The following is a 16,548-nucleotide window of genomic DNA, read 5'->3' as shown; positions in this document are numbered from 1 at the left end:
CCGCCGGAACGCTCGGGCGGGGGCCTGGTGCGGCCCGGTCGCGGGCCGCTTCAGGATCCGTGCGGACCGGGAACCGCGCGGTCGGGGGGAAGGGCTGTGACCGGGTCGAGCGCCAGCCGCGGCCTCGGCGCGTCCGTGCGGCCGGTCTGGGGGCGCCTGCTGCCCGCCCGGTAGGGCGCGGGCCAGACCACGCCGGGGCCCTGGTAGCCCTGCTCGGCCGCCGCGTGCAGGGTCCAGTGCGGGTCGTACAGGTGCGGGCGGGCCAGGGCGCACAGGTCGGTGCGCCCGGCCAGGATCAGGGAGTTGACGTCGTCCCAGGAGGAGATCGCGCCGACGGCGATCACCGGGACGCGGACCTCGTGCCGGATGCGGTCGGCGAACGGCGTCTGGTACGACCGCCCGAACTCCGGTCGTTCCCCGGCCACGACCTGGCCGGTGGAGACGTCGATCGCGTCGGCGCCGTGCGCGGCGAAGGCCCGGGCGATCGCGACCGCCTCCTCGGCGGTGGTGCCGCCCTCGGCCCAGTCGGTGGCCGAGACGCGTACGGTCATGGGGCGGTCGTCCGGCCACACACCGCGCACCGCGTCGAAGACCTCCAGCGGGAACCGCAGCCGCCTGTCCAGCGAGCCGCCGTAGGCGTCGGTGCGCAGGTTGGTGAGCGGCGAGAGGAAGCCGGAGAGCAGGTAGCCGTGCGCGCAGTGCAGTTCGAGCAGGTCGAAGCCGGCCCGGGCGGCTCGCCAGGCGGCCGAGGCGAACTGCTCCCGGATGTCGGTGAGCTGGGCCCGGGACAGCTCGCGCGGGACCTGGCCGTCCGGCCGGTAGGGCAGCGGGGAGGCCGCCACCAGCGGCCAGTTGCCCTCGGGCAGCGGTTCGTCCATGCCCTCCCACATGAGCCGGGTGGAGCCCTTGCGCCCGGAGTGGCCGAGTTGCACGCCGATCGCCGTGCCGGGCGCCTGACTGTGCACGAAGTCGGTGATCCGCCGCCACGCCTCGCCCTGGCGCGCGGTGTAGAGGCCGGTGCAGCCCGGGGTGATGCGCCCCTCCTCGCTGACGCACACCATCTCGGTCATCACCAGGCCGGCCCCGCCGAGGGCGCGGGCGCCGAGGTGGACGAGGTGGAAGTCGCCGGGGACGCCGTCGACCGCGGAGTACAGGTCCATGGGTGACACGACGACCCGGTTGCGCAGGGTCAGGCCGTGCAGCCGGAACGGGGTGAACATCGGGGGTGTGCCCGGCGGGCAGCCGAACTCGCGCTCGACGGCCTCGGTGAAGTGGGCGTCGCGCAGCCGGAGGTTGTCGTGGGTGACCCGGCGGCTGCGGGTGAGCAGGTTGAAGGCGAACTGGCGGGGCGGCTGGTCGAGGTAGCGGCCCAGGTCCTCGAACCACTCCAGGCTGGCCCGGGCGGCCCGCTGGGTGGAGGCGACGACGGGCCGGCGTTCCTCCTCGTAGGCGGCCAGGGCGGCGGGCACGTCGGGCTGCTCCGCCAGGCACGCGGCGAGGGCCAGGGCGTCCTCCACGGCGAGCTTGGTGCCGGAGCCGATGGAGAAGTGGGCGGTGTGGGCGGCGTCGCCGAGCAGGACGACGCCGTCGTGCGACCAGTGCTCGGTGACGACCGTGCGGAAGGTGGTCCAGGCCGAGTTGTTCGAGCGCAGCGGCCGTCCGCCGAGGGCGTCGGCGAAGATCTTGGCGCAGCGCTCCACGGACTCCTGCGGCCCGGCCCGGTCGAGTCCCGCCGCCCGCCAGACCTCCTCGCGCATCTCGACGATGACGGTGGAGGCGTCGGCCGCGAAGGGGTAGCCGTGCAGTTGCACGACGCCGTGCTCGGTCTCGGCGATCTCGAAGCGGAAGGCGTCGAAGGCGAAGTCGGCGGCCAGCCAGATGTACCGGCAGCGGTGCTCGCTCACCCGGGGGCGGAAGGCGTCGGCGAGGGCCGCGCGGGTGGTGCTGCGCACGCCGTCGGCGGCGACGACCAGGTCGTGCTCCGCGCGGAGCTCGTCGAGGGGCGGCGCCTCGGTGGCGAAGCGCAGCTCCACGCCGAGCGAGCGGCAGCGCTCGTGCAGGACCCGCAGCAGCCGGCGGCGGCCGAGCGCGGCGAACCCGTGACCGCCGGAGCGGTGGCGCACTCCGCGGTGCACGATGTCGATGTCGTCCCAGCGGACGAACTCCTTCTTCAGGGCCTCGTAGACGACCGGGTCGGCGTGCTCGATGCCGCCGAGGGTCTCGTCGGAGAGCACCACGCCGAAGCCGAAGGTCTCGTCCGGGGCGTTGCGTTCCCAGACGGTGATCTGCCGCGCGGGGTCGAGCCGCTTCAGCAGGGCGGCCGCGTAGAGACCGCCGGGGCCGCCGCCGATGACCGCGATGCGCCGCACGGTCACCGCCCCCGCCACTTGGGGGGCCGCTTCTCCCGGAACGCGGCGTGGAACTCCGCGTAGTCCTCGCCGTTCATCAGCAGGGCCTGGGTCGAGGCGTCCAGTTCCACGGAGGCCGCCAGCGGCATGTCGAGTTCCGCCGTCAGCAGCGCCTTCGTCTGCGCGTGCGCCAGGGCGGGGCCGTCGGCCAGCCGGCGGGCGAGCGCGGCGGCGGCCTCGTCGGCCCCGCCCTCCTCGGTGAGCAGGCTGATCAGGCCGATGCGCTCGGCCTCGGGCGCGCGGACCGGCTCGCCCAGCATCAGCAGCCGGGTGGCGTGGCCGAGGCCGACGACGCGGGGCAGCAGATAGGCCGCGCCCATGTCGCCGCCGGACAGGCCGACCCGGGTGAAGAGGAAGGCGAACCGGGCGGAGGGGTCGGCGACCCGGAAGTCGGCCGCGAGCGCCAGGACGGCGCCGGCCCCGGCCGCCACCCCGTGCACGGCGGCGATCACCGGGAACGGGCACTCCCGCACCGCCCGTACGACCTGTCCGGTCATCCGGTTGAAGTCGAGGAGCTGGGCGGTGTCCATGGCCAGGGTGGCGCCGATGATCTCGTCCACGTCGCCGCCGGAGCAGAAGCCCCGGCCCTCGCCCGCGAGCACCAGGGCGCGCACCGCGCGCTCCCGGGACAGCTCGGCGAGCAGGTCGCGCAGGTCGGCGTAGGCGCCGAAGGTGAGGGCGTTGAGCTTGGCGGGCCGGTCGAGGGTGACGGTGGCGACCCCGTCGGCGATCTGGACCCGCAGGTGCTCCCAGTCGCGGGTGCGGGCGGCGGAGCCGGTGAAGGGACTCATGACGTGCGGCCTCCTAGGGGGGCGGTGCCTCACGCGTGCGCTACCCGGAAAAGCTATCACTCGTTCGTGACCGTCGTCACGATGGCGCGACAACGTGGCGGGTGCGGTCCCGTCCGGTGACGGGCGTCACCGGTGGTGGCCCGGCAGCGCGACCGCCGGGCCACATGTCGCTCAGCGAGTGTCAGTGCGCCTTTCGAGGCGGGTGCCGTGGCGGAGGGTGACCGACATCAGGTTGCTGGGGGCGTCCAGCTCCAGGCGGTGCCACCGGCCACGGGGAACGATCACGGCGGTGCCTGCCTGCAGCCGCACCATGTTCGTCGTTGCCGCCGCCGCGATCCATGAGGCGCTCGCCGCCTGTCCCTGGATCGTGGAGGTGCTGACCGCCGATGACCTGATGTCCGCAACCGCGCTGTGGTTCGTCGAGCAGATAGTCGACGGCCTGGTCGAATGCGGAATGTCCCTCGATCAGGCTGTGCACGGTTACCGTGCGATCTGGTACTACACCGCTGGAGAGATCATGATCCGGGCGACAGCGTCCCGGCGGCGCGCAGACGATGACCGTGCGACCTACCGGGAGCGAGTCTTCGCCGACCTCGACCCGGGCGAGCTACCCCGCTTGGCACAGGTCGCGGACCGCTGGGCCCCGCTGACCGCCGAGGACACCTATCTGGACGGACTCCGCGCCCTGGTGAGCGGCCTCCTGACTCCCCGTTGACCTGTTTCCCTGTCACAGATACGGGGTCAAGGCGACCGTGCTGGTCACAGTCCGCAACGCGTGGCTGTCACCAGCACGGGAACGAGATGTCCTAGCCGTCGATGTCGAGCGCCGTGCCGTACAGGCGCGGCTCCGATCGCAGCAGCGGGACTCGCCTCGTGAGCGCGGCAGCCGGAAGCAGATTGTCCGGTTCGATGCCAGGATCCGCGGTGACAACGACGCCGGCTGTTCGAGCGTTGAAGCCGGCTGGCCAGATCGTAAGGTCGCTCGCCAGTGCGCCCTCCAGCCTCGCCCCTTGCAGGTCTGCGTCGGTGAGGTCGCAGCCCCGGAGGTCGGCCAACCGCAGGTCCGCGCCGGCAAGGACAGCGCCCTGGGCACGAGTCTTGCGCAGGTTCGCCTCCCGCAGGTCCGCACGGGTGAAGTCCGCCGACCTCAAGTCGGCTTTGACCAGGCGTGCGCCGCGCAAGTCGGCTTGCAGACAGCGGACCTGGTGGAGAATGGAGGTGCCGAGTTCGGCATGCCGCAGGTTGGCGGCGATCAGTGATGCCTTGCTCAGGTTGACCTGGTAGACGCTCGCCGCTTCCATGCATGCGCCGTCGAAGTTGGCTCCGTGCAGCCACAAACCGTCACAGTCGGCTCGGCGGAGATCGGTCGAGCTGACGTTGAGCCACTCCGGACGGCGTTCCTGGTACAGGACCCCGAGGCAGGTCAGCGCCGTCTGGGCGTCCGCGGCGCGGGTCTCCAGCGGGGGCACCGAGTTAATGGACGCGTCCGCCGCCGGAACTGTGGGTTCCTGCGGCGGCCAGGGAAGGTGTGTCCGCAGATACGCCGCCATGATGGAGACGACCGCCTCGCGGTCGCGGTCGGAATGATCTGCAAGGCGCCACAGTGCGTAGATGCCTCCGATCCGCACGTCCAGCTTGTCACTGCCGAGCTGGTCCACGGCCCGGCTGAAGCGATCGGTGATGTTCCCCTCTCGGGTTGCGTTCAGCCCGTCTTGGCTGACGCGCAGCTGCCGCCATGTGGCACAGGCGCCGAACAGGACGACCGCACCGCCAACCGTCTGCAGAAGGGTGGTGCGCACGTTGTTCACCGCGTTCAGCCGGTCCGCTGCAGCGAGGTGGCCACCTGCGAGGTCGTGGTCGACCATCAGCCCCGGAAGAACCAGGAGCACGACGCCCAGTAACACGATCACGGCCACTACGGCCAGCGCCACAGCAACGGCACGAGTCAGGCGCTGCCGGTCACGAAAAGATCCCCCCATGGCCAGAGGATCCTAGGACAAGGCCGAACCCGGTGAACCTGTGCGGTCACAGCACTAGCATCGCCCCTCATGATCGCAATGGTCGTCACCATCGGGCTGGCGTTCGTCGGCTATGTCGTCACTTACCTCAACGGTTTGCGCCTGACGCAACGGCAAGAACGGCTCGCTCGCGTGAATCGCCAGCTCAGCGACCTCTATGGGCCTCTGTTCGCCCTCACGGAAGCCAACAGACGCACTTTCGACGCGTTCGTGGGACGTCATGCTCGCCCCGGCGGAACGTCGCCGTTCGATCACGAGATCCCGCCCACCCCGGAAGAGCTCACCGAATGGCGGCTGTGGGTGACCACCGTCTTTCTCCCCAACATCCAGGCCATGCGCGACCTGGTCATCAAACACGCGGACCTGTTGAGCGAACCAGACATGCCGCCGCTTCTGCTTCACCTGTGTGCGCATGTCTCGGGCTACGAGATCACAGCTGCCCGGTGGGCACAGGGAAACCACGACCACCACCTCTCGGTGGTGTCGTTCCCCAGCGAGGAGCTCGCCGCCTATGCGCGCCAAGGATTCGCCACGCTGAAGAAGGAACAGACCCGCCTGCTGGGGCAACGCAGCAGGATGCGCGATGCCGTCTTCGACCCGTATGCGTCGAGTTCAGCGATGGCGGCCGACGACAACTCGGCACCTCCGCGTCGGGCTTGACGGACACCGTCGAGGCCAAGGAGGCCGTCGCCCTCGCCTCCCGGGTCCGTGACGGGCTCGGCGTGCGGGAACGCGCACTGGTCGCGGTCATGCACAAGATCGTCATTGCCGCCTGGCACATGCAGTCATGGGGCGTCAGCCCATAGCCCGAGGGGGCCGGTGCCGGCGCAACCGCCGCACGGCCCCCTCAGCTCAGCGCGCCGCCTGGAAGGCCCGGCCCGCCGCCGTGGCCGTCGTACCGTCCGTGAACAGCCCGCTGCTCGGTTTCGACGGGTCCGCACCCAGCCCGAACCACGCGTAACGATGCACGTAGGGCATGCGGTCCAGCATCTTCGTGGACGCCGTGACGAACGCCGCCTGCTGTGCGGCGGAGGGGAACCGCGTCCCCTGCGAGAAGTCGATCAGCGCGTACTCGGTCAGCCAGATCGGCTTGTGATAGCGCGCGTACACCGACGTCAGGTACGACTTCAGCTGCTCGACCGCATGCGGGGTGCGGAAGTCACCGCCGTACCAGTGCAGAGTGATGAAGTCGACCCGGTACCCCCTCTCCGCCGCCCCGGCCATGAACCGGTCAAGCCAGCCGCCGGGCGTTCCCGCGCCCGTCGCGACCGCGGGGCTGCCCAGGATCTTCCCAGCCTCCATCAGCTTCGGCCACAGCCGCAGCGCCTGGTCGACCGACATGTTCGACTGCTGCGCGAAGTCGGGTTCGTTGAAGGCCAGCAGGTACGGCCCCGCGGCCCGGGCCTGCGCCAGCGCCGCGTCGGTGACGGACGAGGCGCCCCAGATCATCGGCACGAACGAAGCCGACTTCGCAGTCGTCACGCCCTGGTGCTGGGTGTTCCAGGTGTAGTACCACCTCGCCCCGCTTGCGGCGAGCGCCTGGCTCACCCCGTTGAACGTCCACACCCCGACACCCTTTTTCACGCCGGACGCGATCTGCACGGGGGTCGCGGACTGCTGCGTAGGACTCCTCTTCACTGACGCCTTTGCCGACGGTGAAGGGGATTTACTGGGACTGGGGCTGGGGCTGGGACTGGGGCTGGGGCCGGGGCTCGGCGGGGCACTGGACGAGGTGACGGCCATCGGTGTGGGCGGCGGAACCGTCGCCGCGGCCGGCGCGGACGGCCCCGCCGTCAGCCGGGTGGCGACCAGCGCGGCCACCGCGACGGCCGCGACCGCCGCCGAGCCGCCGACGACGGCCTGCTTGCCCGCCATCCGCCTGCCCGTCCGCGCAAGCCGCCGGTGCCCCCGCCCGGGCGCCCGGCCTCCACCGCTCCCCGAGCCGGAAGACCCCCCGGACCCCGAGGACGGCGGGGTCGCCGCCGTCCACACATGGGCGAGCACCCGCGCCGGATCGAGACTGGTCGGCACGGCCACCAGCGGCAGCCCGCCCAGCAGCCGTTCCATCGGCAGCAGCCCCCGCTCCAGGCCCCCGCACACCCCACAGCCGCGCAGATGACGGGCGAACCGCTTGCGCCACAGCGAACTCGGCGTGCCGTCCCACGGCGCGGCGATCTGGTCCAGCTCCGCACAGCGCGGCTCGGCGCCCAGCGCCCGCACCACGCCCCGCGATATCTCCATCTGCTTCTTCATCCGCTGCACCCGTACCGCCGTGTGCCGGTCGGACAGCCCCAGCGCACCGGCGAGGTCCGCGCGCTCCAGCTCGCCGGTCTCCTCCAGCCACCACAGGGACAGCAGTTCCTGGTCCTCCGCATCGAGCCAGCGCGTCGCCTCGGCGACCTCACGGCGCTGCTCGGTCAGTCCCAGCCGCAGGATGGTCAGCCCGGCGAAGTCGAGGGTGGGATCGGTGATCGTCTCCGCGTCGTCCAGGTGCGTCCTGCGGTCGCGGTCCATGGCCCGCGACTGCTCGCGGTTCCGTACCTGCCGGATCGTAATCGCCACCAGCCAGGACCGGAACGCGGACGGATCCCGCAGCTTCGGCAGCCCGCGCACCATGCGCAACAGCGTCTCCTGTACGACGTCGTCGACGTCGGCATGCCCGTTCAGGGCGCGGCCGACGATGTTGTAGACCAACGGCAGGCAACGGCCCACCAGTTCCTCCCGGGCCCGTCCGTCACCCGCGCGGGCGGCCGTGACCAAGCCGGGATCAGGCCCTCTCCGATGGTTCTCGATCATGTGGGTGTGTTCCTCCACGCAGGGATCGGCTGTCGGAACGGAGACCGCCCGAGGCTCACGGAGACAACAGAAAAACGGTGGATCGGCGTCAAGAACCGTTTCAGGCCCGCAATTCAGGTTGTACGGACCCCGTCCACGAGGTCTCCGTGAGGAAGGCACACATCTGGCACGCGCGGTTGGGCCCCCGCTCGACTGGACACATGATGCCCCGGACCACGGACCGGGCCCGTTGTCGGCGGGGAAGGGCAGTTCTCCCTCGACGTGCAGACCGCCTGCGTCCGCACGCCCGAGGTCAAGGCGCCGGCGACTCGGACGCGCGGACAGAGCTACTACGGCAAGGACGTGCCGCGCCCCGACGTGACCGACCCCGTCTGGTCCTCCCGCGAACCGATCAGCCGCTGAGCCCGGTCAGCTGGTGCCATTGACAGCCGCCTTGCAGGAGGCGGCCGACGCCCTGGACGCCGCCGCGCTCCCACTTGTCCTGAGGAGTCATTCCAGGAAGCCGTCGATGGGCATCGTGTTGTAGTCCGTCGCGCCCGCCGTCGTGATGCCGCTGGCTGAGCCGGGCAGCCGCAGAGAGCCGACACCGCTCACGTACAGGTCGGCCGTTCCGTCATCGTCCGTGTCGCGCAGCCGTACCAGGCCACCGAACTGGTCGTCGGCCATCAACGGACCCGGGACGCCAGGGGTGTTGCGGGCGAACCACTGCGAACCGGCTCCGGACAGGCCGCCCGCCCGCCCCTTGAAGACGTGCACGCCGCCCGCGTAGTCCTGGCCGTCGATCTCTTCGCCCGGCACGCCGACTGCGAGATCCGCGTAGCCGTCGCCGTTGACGTCACCCGCCGCAATGGATGAGCCGAATTCGTCCCGGTTCTCGGGGGTCCCGGCGACCCCACTGGTCGCCTGGGTGAGGCGGGTGCTTCGGGACGGGCCGGCGGACGAGCCGTACCAGACGCTGACGCGGCCCTTGTGCTTCGAGTAGAGGGGTGTGCCGATGGCGATGTCGCCGTAGCCGTCCTTGTTGAAGTCGGCGATGACACCGTCGCCGCCGCGCTCGGCGCTGCCGCCGTTGCCGGACTCGGACTCCAGGCGGAGGCTCTTGCCCGGGGTGAGCGAGGTTGCGCCACCCTTGATGAACCAGACGTCGGACGCGGTGTATTCGGGGCTGACCACGTCGCCGATGATCGCGAGGTCGGTCTTCTTGTCGCCGTCGACCTTGCCGGAGATCAGGGCCGAGGCGTAGAAGGACGACGTCTTGTCGAGCTTGGTCACGGCGCCGGTGGTGCCGGAGCGCTTGAACGGGCCGCGGTAGACGTAGGTCATCGATTCGTTGATGACGGCAAGGTCCTGCTTGCCGTCCCCGTTGAAGTCGCCGGTCGCCAAATCCTTGCCCATGTAGTTGTTGCGGCCGGGGTTCTTGTTCGGGAGGGCCGTGCCGGTGGACAGGCCGGAGGGGGAGCCCCAGAGAATCGTCACGGCGCCCTGGAAGCCGTTCTCGCCGGTCGCCGCCACCGCGAGGTCGCCGTATCCGTCGCCGTCGAAGTCCGCGGCGGCACGGACCTCGCCGAACATGTCATCGGCCTCGTCGGTGCCGGGCACGCCGGGGCTCGACTGGGTGATGCGCTGCTTCGAGGTGCCGGGTCCGGTGGCAGTCCCGTACACCACGGTGACCCCGCCGCCCCCTCTGGCGCTGAAGCTCGCGTACGCGTAGTCGCGGTAGCCGTCGCCGTTGAAGTCGTCGCCGTACTTCGCGGGTGCGGCGCTCGCCGAGGCGGCGGGCAGAGTGAGGGGGACGAGGCCCGCTGCCAGGAAGGTGGCGAGCGTGGCCGTTGTGCGGACGGGCATGGGTGGTGGGGCTCCTCGTGAGTCGCGGAGGCGGTGGCCTCAGTCGGCGGCGAGCTGTGCGCCGAGCGAGGGTGTGTGGCCGGTGGTGTGTGGGGACGCCACGTCGTTCATCGAGAGATTCCTCGGGTGCCGCGTGGGGTCCGCGAACAAGGGACCGGTAAGGGGGCCGAAGGGTTGTACGCGGGCGCGGAGGAACTTCGTACGTGCTTGTTCAGGGCGCTGCGACCGGCGCGGCTGTCTCGTGGGACCAGGGCGAGGAACTCCGCGTTGCCCCACGCGCGCACGCTCAGCCCGTCGAGCAGGCCGGCGGATTCGGCTGCCGGTGGTCACCGCCTGTCGTCAGCGTCTGCCTTGCGCCGGTTCGCGTGCCAGGGCCTCAGCGGTCCAACTGTCAGCGTCTGGCTGCTCCGGCACGTCAGGGGTCCGAGCGGCTGTCTGTACGCCCCTACGGGGGGGGTGAGAGCGACGCTTGTCGAAGGCCAAGACGGCGGCCGGTCAGGCGTCCTGGGCCGTGCGGATGACCTCGTCCAGGGTCTCCCGGGAGCGGCGCAGGTCAGCGATCATGCGGTCGATCCGGTCCCGCTCGGCGGTCAGGTCCCGCACCAGGCGTCCGGTGGCGATCGCGGAGGGCCCGCCGTCCCGGTCGCGCATGCAGGGCAGCAGTTGTCGGATCTTCCCGCTGTGCAGCCCGGCCGCGTACAGTTCCTGGATCCGGATGACCCGGTCGACGGCCCATTCCGGGTAGTCGCGGTGGCCGCCGGGGGTGCGCTCGGCGGTGAGCAGTCCCTGTGTCTCGTAGTAGCGCAGCGACCGCTCGCTCACGCCGGTGCGCCGGGCCAGTTCGCCGATTCGCATGTCCGCCTCCGCTGGGAAGTGGGCTTGAACCTCACATCGGTGTCAAGTTCTACCGTGCCGGCATGACGCGGACAACGGACTTCCTGGCCCCCGCCCGGCTCGGCCGGCTCGCCCTGCCCCACCACCTCGTGATGGCCCCGCTGAGCCGGAACCGCGCGGAGGCCGACGGCACCCCTACGGACCTGATGGTCACCCACTACGCACAGCGCGCCGCGGCCGGACTGATCATCGCCGAGGGCTCGACGCCCAACCCGGCCGGACAGACGTACCCCGACATCCCCGCGATCCACACCGGCCGGCACGCTGCCGGCTGGCGGCGGGTCACCGACGCGGTGCGGGCAGCCGGCGGACAGATGTTCCTGCAGCTCCAACACGGGGGCCGGGTCAGCCACCCGGCGACCACCGGCCTCACGCCCCTCTCACCCTCCCCCGTCCCGCTGCCGGAGAGGATCTTCACACCGCAGGGCCACCTGCAGGCAGCCGTCCCACGCGCGATGACGACAGAGGACATCCGGGACACGATCGCCGACTTCGCCGCCGCCGCACGCCGGGCCGTCGACGCAGGCTTCGAGGGTGTGGAGGTGCACTCGGCCAACGGCATGCTGCTGCACCAGTTCCTCGCGGACAACACCAACCTCCGCACCGACGGCTACGGCGGCTCCGCCGCGCGGCGGGTGCGGTTCGCGGCGGAAGTGGCCGAGGCGGCAGCCGACGCGATCGGAGCGGACCGGGTGGGCATCCGCATCTCCCCCGCGAGCACGGTCAACGGCGTCGTGGAGGAAGACACCGACGGCCTCTACGCCACGCTCCTGGACCGCCTGAAGGGGCTGGACCTCGCCTATCTGCACCTGGTGCGCTCCGACCCGGCAACCGGCTGGTACCGGCGGATCCGGACCGACTGGTCCGGCGTCCTGATCGGCAACCCAGACCTGACCGACCTTTCCACACAGGCCGTCACACGGGCCACGCGGGAAATGCTGGCGGCCGGCGCCGACCTGGTGGCGCTCGGCCGACCCTTCCTCGCCAACCCGGACCTCGTCACCCGGCTGCGCCTCGACGCACCCCTCAACCCGGTTCGGGACCGGTACTTCATGTATGTGGGCGGGGCCGCCGGTTACAACGACTATCCCGCCCTGTCGGATCAGATGGGGCCGCTGAGTGAGCGCGCCCGGTCTTGAGACGGTGCTTCGGATTGCGGAAGCCCTGCGCGTTCGGGATCGGGCCGAGCTGACGGGCCGCCCTGGCGATGCGCCCCGGGTGCAGGACGTTGCGGTCTTCGGCGAGGGCCTTCACCGAGTCCTGCGGTTCCTCGTGGGGTAGGCCGCCCGGTACCGGGGCCGGTGGTCCCGAGCGGCGCCCGGCGGCCGTCCCGTGGGGCCGGGCCCGTACCATTCCCTAGTCGAAAGCAGGACAGCCTGCTCCATGAACGGACTCGCCTTGCACGAACGCCCCGCCGGACCGGCCTCCTGGCGCATCGCGCTGCCGCACACCGCCGCCGCGGTGCCGGTGGCCCGTGCCCTGGTGCGTACGGCCATCGCCGAGGTGGAGCACCCGGCCGACAGCGACACCGCCGAGCTGCTGACGGCGGAGCTGGTGGCCAACGCGGTGGAGCACACGGCGGGCCGCGGCCCGATAGAGCTGGTGGTGGAGCTGCTGCCGAGCGGCTGCCAGGTCGAGGTGCACGACCCGGACCCGGCGCCGCCCGGTCATCTGACCCGCCCGGTGATCGAGGAGCCCGACGTCTGGCAGGAGGGCGGGCGCGGCCTGCTGCTGATCCGCGCCCTCAGTTCGTCCTGCGGTCACCGCCCCACCCCGTCGGGCAAGGCGGTGTGGTTCAGACTGCCTGTGGTTCCCGCTCAGCGGCGGCCGGCGTGACCGCGGGGACCGGCCGCGCGAGCGTGGAGTGCCGGCGCCCGTAGGCGAGGTACACGACCAGGCCGGCCACGAGGAACAGCGCGAACTGGATCCAGGTCCGCCAGCCGGTCTCGTACATCAGGTACAGGCAGAAGCCGACGCCCAGCAGCGGGCCCACGGGATAGAACGGCACCCGGAAGCTGCGGTCGAGACCCGGCTCGCGGCGGCGCAGGGCGATCACGGTGATGTTGACGACGGCCATGACGGCGAGCGTGCCGATGGTGCACAGGTTCATCACGGCGTCGAGCGAGGCGAAGGCCGCCGGGACGGCGAAGACGACGGCGACGATCAGCGTGCCGGCCACCGGGGTGGAGGTCTTCGGGGAGACCTTCTCGAAGACGCGCGGGATCAGGCCGTCCCGGGACATCGACATCAGGATGCGGGTCTGGCCGTACATCACGGCGAGCACGACGGAGGCGATGGCGACGACCGCGCCGAAGGCGATCACTCCGCCGCCGACGGCGGAGCCGGTGACCTGGTTGACGACGTACGACAGCGCGGCGGGCCGGTCGGCGACCTGGTGGCCGCCGATGGCGCCGATCGCGGCGAGCGCGACCGCGCAGTACAGCAGGGTGACCAGGCCCATGCAGACGAGGATGGCGACGGGGATGTCCCGGCGCGGGTTCTTCGCCTCCTCGCCGGCCGTGGTGATGGCGTCGAAACCGATGTAGGAGAAGAACGCTGCGGTGGTGCCCGCGCCGATGCCGCCGAGGCCGGCCGGGGAGAACGGGGTGAGGTTGCCGTGCTTGAAGGCGCTGTAGCCGATGGCGCAGAAGGCCAGCAGGATGACCAGCTTCACGGCGGCCATGGCGGCGGTCGCCCCGGCGCTCTCCCGCACACCGCGCACCAGCAGCACGGACGCCATGGCGATGACGATCACGGCGGGCAGGTTCACGATCCCGTGGTCGCCGGGGCCGGCGGAGAGGGCGGCCGGGAGCTGCCAGCCGGTGAGGCTGTGCAGCAGCTCGTTGACGTACTGGCTCCAGCCGACGGCGACGGCCGAGATGGAGATGCCGTACTCCAGCAGCAGGCACCAGCCGACCAGGAAGGCGGTGGACTCGCCGAGGCCCGCGTAGGCGAAGGAGTACGAGGAGCCGGAGACCGGGATCGCGCCGCCCAGCTCGGCGAAGGACAGGGCGGTGAAGACGCAGGTGACCGCGGCGAGCACGAAGGAGACGACCACGGCGGGGCCGGCCTGGGCGACGGAGTCGGAGAGGCCGACGAAGATGCCGGTGCCGACGATGGCGCCGACGCCGAAGCAGATGAGCTGGAAGAGGCCCATGGTGCGCTTGAGGCCGTGGCCCTCGCGGTCGGCGCCGGATTCGGCGACGAGCAGGTGCGGGGACTTGATGCGGGAGGCGGGCATGCGGGTGGTGCTCGTTTCTGGTGGTGCGGGCGACCCGTGGGGGTTTCCCCGGTCGCGGCGGCGGCCCCGGACGGGTGGTCCGAGGGCCGCCGGTCAGGATAAATCGACTCAGGCGAGGGTGGCGACCAGCACGGCCTTGATGGTGTGCAGCCGGTTCTCGGCCTCGTCGAAGACGACGGAGTGGGCCGACTCGAAGACCTCGTCCGTGACCTCCAGCGAGGTCAGGCCGTGGCTCTCGTGGATCTCCCGGCCGACCTTGGTGCCGAGGTCGTGGAAGGCCGGCAGGCAGTGCAGGAACTTCACGTCCGGGTTGCCGGTGGCGCGCAGGACGTCCATGGTGACGGCGTACGGGGCGAGGGCGGTGATCCGCTCGTCCCACACCGTCTTGGGCTCGCCCATCGAGACCCAGACGTCGGTGGCGACGAAGTCGGCTCCCGCGACGCCCTCGGCGACGTCCTCGGTGAGCGTGATCCGGGCGCCGGAGGACTCGGCCAGCTCCCGGGCGCGGTCGACGATCTCCTGGGCCGGCCAGTAGGACTTCGGCGCGACGATCCGCACGTCCATCCCGAGCAGCGCGCCGGTGACCAGGTAGGAGTTGCCCATGTTGAAGCGGGCGTCGCCGAGGTAGGCGAAGGCGGTCTCCGTCAGCGGCCGGGTGCCGTGCTCGGTCATGGTGAGCACGTCGGCGAGCATCTGGGTGGGGTGCCAGTCGTCGGTCAGCCCGTTGTAGACGGGCACGCCGGCGTGCGCGGCCAGCTCCTCGACCCCGGCCTGGCTGTCGCCCCGGTACTCGATGGCGTCGAACATCCGGCCGAGGACCCGGGCGGTGTCCCGCACCGACTCCTTGTGGCCGATCTGCGAGCCCGAGGGGTCGAGGTAGGTCGTGTGGGCGCCCTGGTCGGCGGCGGCGACCTCGAACGCGCAGCGGGTACGCGTCGAGGTCTTCTCGAAGATCAGCGCGATGTTGCGGCCGCGCAGGTACTGCGTCTCGGTCCCGGCCTTCTTGGCGGCCTTCAGCTCGGCGGCCAGCTCGACCAGACCGCGGAACTCCTCCTCGGTGAAGTCCAGCTCCTTGAGGAAGTGACGGCCGGCGAGGGCGGTCGGGACGGTCGCCATGGGGGCGCTCCAAAGGTGAGAGGACCGGGGACCCTGGAATTCTATACGACCGATGGCATTTATATGCGGTCCGGTTGCGTCCGGTCGGTCACACCGCCTCGCGCTCGACGGGGCAGCTCATGCAGCGCGGGCCGCCCCTGCCCCGGCCCAGCTCGCTGCCGGGGATCTCGATCACCTCGATGCCCTGTTTGCGCAGGTGGGTGTTGGTGGTGGAGTTGCGCTCGTAGGCGACGACGACACCGGGCTCCACGGCGAGCACGTTGCAGCCGTCGTCCCACTGCTCGCGCTCGGCCGCGTGCACGTCCTGGGTGGCGGTCAGCACCCGGATCTCGCCCAGTCCCAGCGCGGCGGCGATCGCGCGGTGCATGTGCTCCGGCGGGTGGTCCGTCACCTTCAGCTCCTGCTCGCCCGCGCCCGGCTCGATGGTGTACGAGCGCAGCATGCCGAGCCCGGCGTACTGGGTGAAGGTGTCGCCGTCGACCATGGTCATCACGGTGTCGAGGTGCATGAAGGCCCGCCGCTTGGGCATGTCGAGCGCGACGATCGTGGACGCGGAGCCCGCCGCGAACAGCTTGTGCGCCAGCATCTCCACGGCCTGCGGGGTGGTGCGCTCGCTCATCCCGATGAGGACGGCGCCGTTGCCGATCACCAGGACGTCGCCGCCCTCGATGGTGGAGGGGTAGTCGGCCTGCCCCCGGGACCAGACCCGGAACGTCTCGTCGCGGAACAGCGGGTGGTGCCGGTAGATCGCCTCGAAGTGCACGGCCTCCCGCTGCCGGGCGGGCCGGCGCATGGCGTTGATGGCGACACCGTCGTAGATCCAGGCGGAGGTGTCCCGGGTGAAGAGGTGGTTGGGCAGCGGACCGAGCAGGAAGTCGTCGAGGTCCATCACGTGGAACCGCACGGAGGTCGGCTCCGCGTGCGCCTCCAGGAACTCGCGCTTGGTCATGCCGCCCACCAGGGCCTCGGCCAGTTCGCGCGCCGGCAGCGTCTCGAAGGCGGCGCGCAGGTGGTCGGTGGCGAGCGGGCCGTACTCCTTCTCGTCGAAGACCCGGTCGAGGACGAGGGAGCGCGCCTCCGGGACGTCCAGGGTCTCGGTGAGCAGGTCGCCGAAGAGGTGGACGGCGACCCCCCGGTCACGCAGGACGTCCGCGAACCCGTCGTGCTCGGCGCGCGCCCGGCGCACCCACAGCACGTCGTCGAAGAGGAGGGCGTCCTTGTTGCTGGGCGTGAGCCTTTTGAGCTCCAGGTCGGGCCGGTGCAGGATCACGCGGCGCAGTCGCCCGGCCTCGGAGTGGACGTGGTATGCCATGCCTCCATCCTGGCCGCGGACGACCGCCTTCACGCTCCCATCGACCGTTTCTGCCACTTCCTGTTTTCGTCCTCTTGACGAGAAAGGTCGTCCCGATTATCGTCGTCATGACGAAAAGCGAGGGGAT

Annotated in this window: 14 protein-coding genes and 1 pseudogene; 6 read left to right on the top strand and 9 right to left on the bottom strand. The window is 71.1% G+C overall.

The window, feature by feature from the left end; translation table 11 throughout:
• Window positions 1–50 precede the first annotated feature (50 nt).
• On the bottom strand, window positions 51–2,375 hold the full coding sequence (locus tag B446_RS27935) for a bifunctional salicylyl-CoA 5-hydroxylase/oxidoreductase (RefSeq protein WP_052352382.1): 2,325 nt from the start codon (window positions 2,373–2,375) through the stop codon (window positions 51–53).
• Window positions 2,372–3,199, bottom strand: a complete 828-nt coding sequence (locus B446_RS27930; protein WP_020942781.1) for an enoyl-CoA hydratase family protein — start codon at window positions 3,197–3,199, stop codon at window positions 2,372–2,374. The genes B446_RS27935 and B446_RS27930 overlap by 4 nt, the downstream gene beginning before the upstream one ends.
• 226 nt (window positions 3,200–3,425) lie before the next feature.
• On the opposite strand from B446_RS27930, the pseudogene B446_RS27925 reads away from it, so the two are divergent.
• A pseudogene (locus B446_RS27925) lies at window positions 3,426–3,914 on the top strand (TetR/AcrR family transcriptional regulator C-terminal domain-containing protein); the annotation flags it as partial.
• A gap of 91 nt (window positions 3,915–4,005) precedes the next feature.
• Here B446_RS27925 and B446_RS36200 read toward each other — a convergent pair.
• The gene (locus B446_RS36200; protein WP_052352193.1) at window positions 4,006–5,178 is read right to left on the bottom strand and encodes a pentapeptide repeat-containing protein; all 1,173 of its coding nucleotides are present in this window, start codon (window positions 5,176–5,178) and stop codon (window positions 4,006–4,008) included.
• A gap of 69 nt (window positions 5,179–5,247) precedes the next feature.
• On the opposite strand from B446_RS36200, the gene B446_RS27915 reads away from it, so the two are divergent.
• The gene (locus B446_RS27915) at window positions 5,248–5,877 is read left to right on the top strand and encodes a hypothetical protein (RefSeq protein ID WP_020942777.1); all 630 of its coding nucleotides are present in this window, start codon (window positions 5,248–5,250) and stop codon (window positions 5,875–5,877) included.
• Window positions 5,874–6,023 (top strand): hypothetical protein, encoded by a 150-nt coding sequence (locus B446_RS39895; protein ID WP_193384505.1) that lies wholly within the window; start codon window positions 5,874–5,876, stop codon window positions 6,021–6,023. The genes B446_RS27915 and B446_RS39895 overlap by 4 nt, the downstream gene beginning before the upstream one ends.
• Before the next feature lie 46 nt (window positions 6,024–6,069).
• Here the strand turns inward: B446_RS39895 and B446_RS27910 are convergent, their stop codons facing one another.
• The gene (locus tag B446_RS27910) at window positions 6,070–8,013 is read right to left on the bottom strand and encodes a sigma-70 family RNA polymerase sigma factor (protein WP_020942776.1); all 1,944 of its coding nucleotides are present in this window, start codon (window positions 8,011–8,013) and stop codon (window positions 6,070–6,072) included.
• A 261-nt stretch (window positions 8,014–8,274) separates the two neighbouring features.
• On the opposite strand from B446_RS27910, the gene B446_RS41180 reads away from it, so the two are divergent.
• A complete protein-coding gene (locus tag B446_RS41180; protein WP_234967566.1) occupies window positions 8,275–8,415 on the top strand; it encodes a hypothetical protein in 141 nt (46 codons plus the stop codon).
• 87 nt (window positions 8,416–8,502) lie between these two features.
• Here the strand turns inward: B446_RS41180 and B446_RS27905 are convergent, their stop codons facing one another.
• Together B446_RS27905 and B446_RS27900 are read right to left on the bottom strand one after the other, a co-directional pair.
• Complete coding sequence (locus B446_RS27905; protein ID WP_020942775.1) at window positions 8,503–9,858, bottom strand: FG-GAP and VCBS repeat-containing protein; 1,356 nt, start codon at window positions 9,856–9,858, stop codon at window positions 8,503–8,505.
• A 495-nt stretch (window positions 9,859–10,353) separates the two neighbouring features.
• Window positions 10,354–10,713, bottom strand: a complete 360-nt coding sequence (locus B446_RS27900) for a MerR family transcriptional regulator (protein WP_020942774.1) — start codon at window positions 10,711–10,713, stop codon at window positions 10,354–10,356.
• Between the two features lie 62 nt (window positions 10,714–10,775).
• Between B446_RS27900 and B446_RS27895 the strand changes: the two genes are divergently transcribed.
• Together B446_RS27895 and B446_RS27890 are read left to right on the top strand one after the other, a co-directional pair.
• On the top strand, window positions 10,776–11,891 hold the full coding sequence (locus tag B446_RS27895) for an NADH:flavin oxidoreductase (protein WP_020942773.1): 1,116 nt from the start codon (window positions 10,776–10,778) through the stop codon (window positions 11,889–11,891).
• Window positions 11,892–12,135: 244 nt separating this feature from the next.
• Window positions 12,136–12,588, top strand: coding sequence for an ATP-binding protein (locus B446_RS27890; protein ID WP_020942772.1), 453 nt, complete (start codon window positions 12,136–12,138; stop codon window positions 12,586–12,588).
• Here B446_RS27890 and B446_RS27885 read toward each other — a convergent pair.
• From B446_RS27885 to B446_RS27875, 3 genes are all read right to left on the bottom strand, one after another.
• Entirely contained in the window at window positions 12,548–13,993 is a 1,446-nt protein-coding gene (locus tag B446_RS27885) for an amino acid permease (RefSeq protein ID WP_020942771.1), read from the bottom strand. The genes B446_RS27890 and B446_RS27885 overlap by 41 nt on opposite strands.
• 108 nt (window positions 13,994–14,101) lie before the next feature.
• The gene (argF, locus tag B446_RS27880; RefSeq protein WP_020942770.1) at window positions 14,102–15,109 is read right to left on the bottom strand and encodes an ornithine carbamoyltransferase; all 1,008 of its coding nucleotides are present in this window, start codon (window positions 15,107–15,109) and stop codon (window positions 14,102–14,104) included.
• An 88-nt stretch (window positions 15,110–15,197) separates the two neighbouring features.
• Window positions 15,198–16,421, bottom strand: coding sequence for an arginine deiminase (locus tag B446_RS27875; protein WP_020942769.1), 1,224 nt, complete (start codon window positions 16,419–16,421; stop codon window positions 15,198–15,200).
• Window positions 16,422–16,548: the final 127 nt, after the last annotated feature.

Source organism: Streptomyces collinus Tu 365 (assembly GCF_000444875.1).
Classification (GTDB): Bacteria; Actinomycetota; Actinomycetes; order Streptomycetales; family Streptomycetaceae; genus Streptomyces; species Streptomyces collinus_A.
This window is presented reverse-complemented; position numbering and strand designations above follow the sequence as displayed.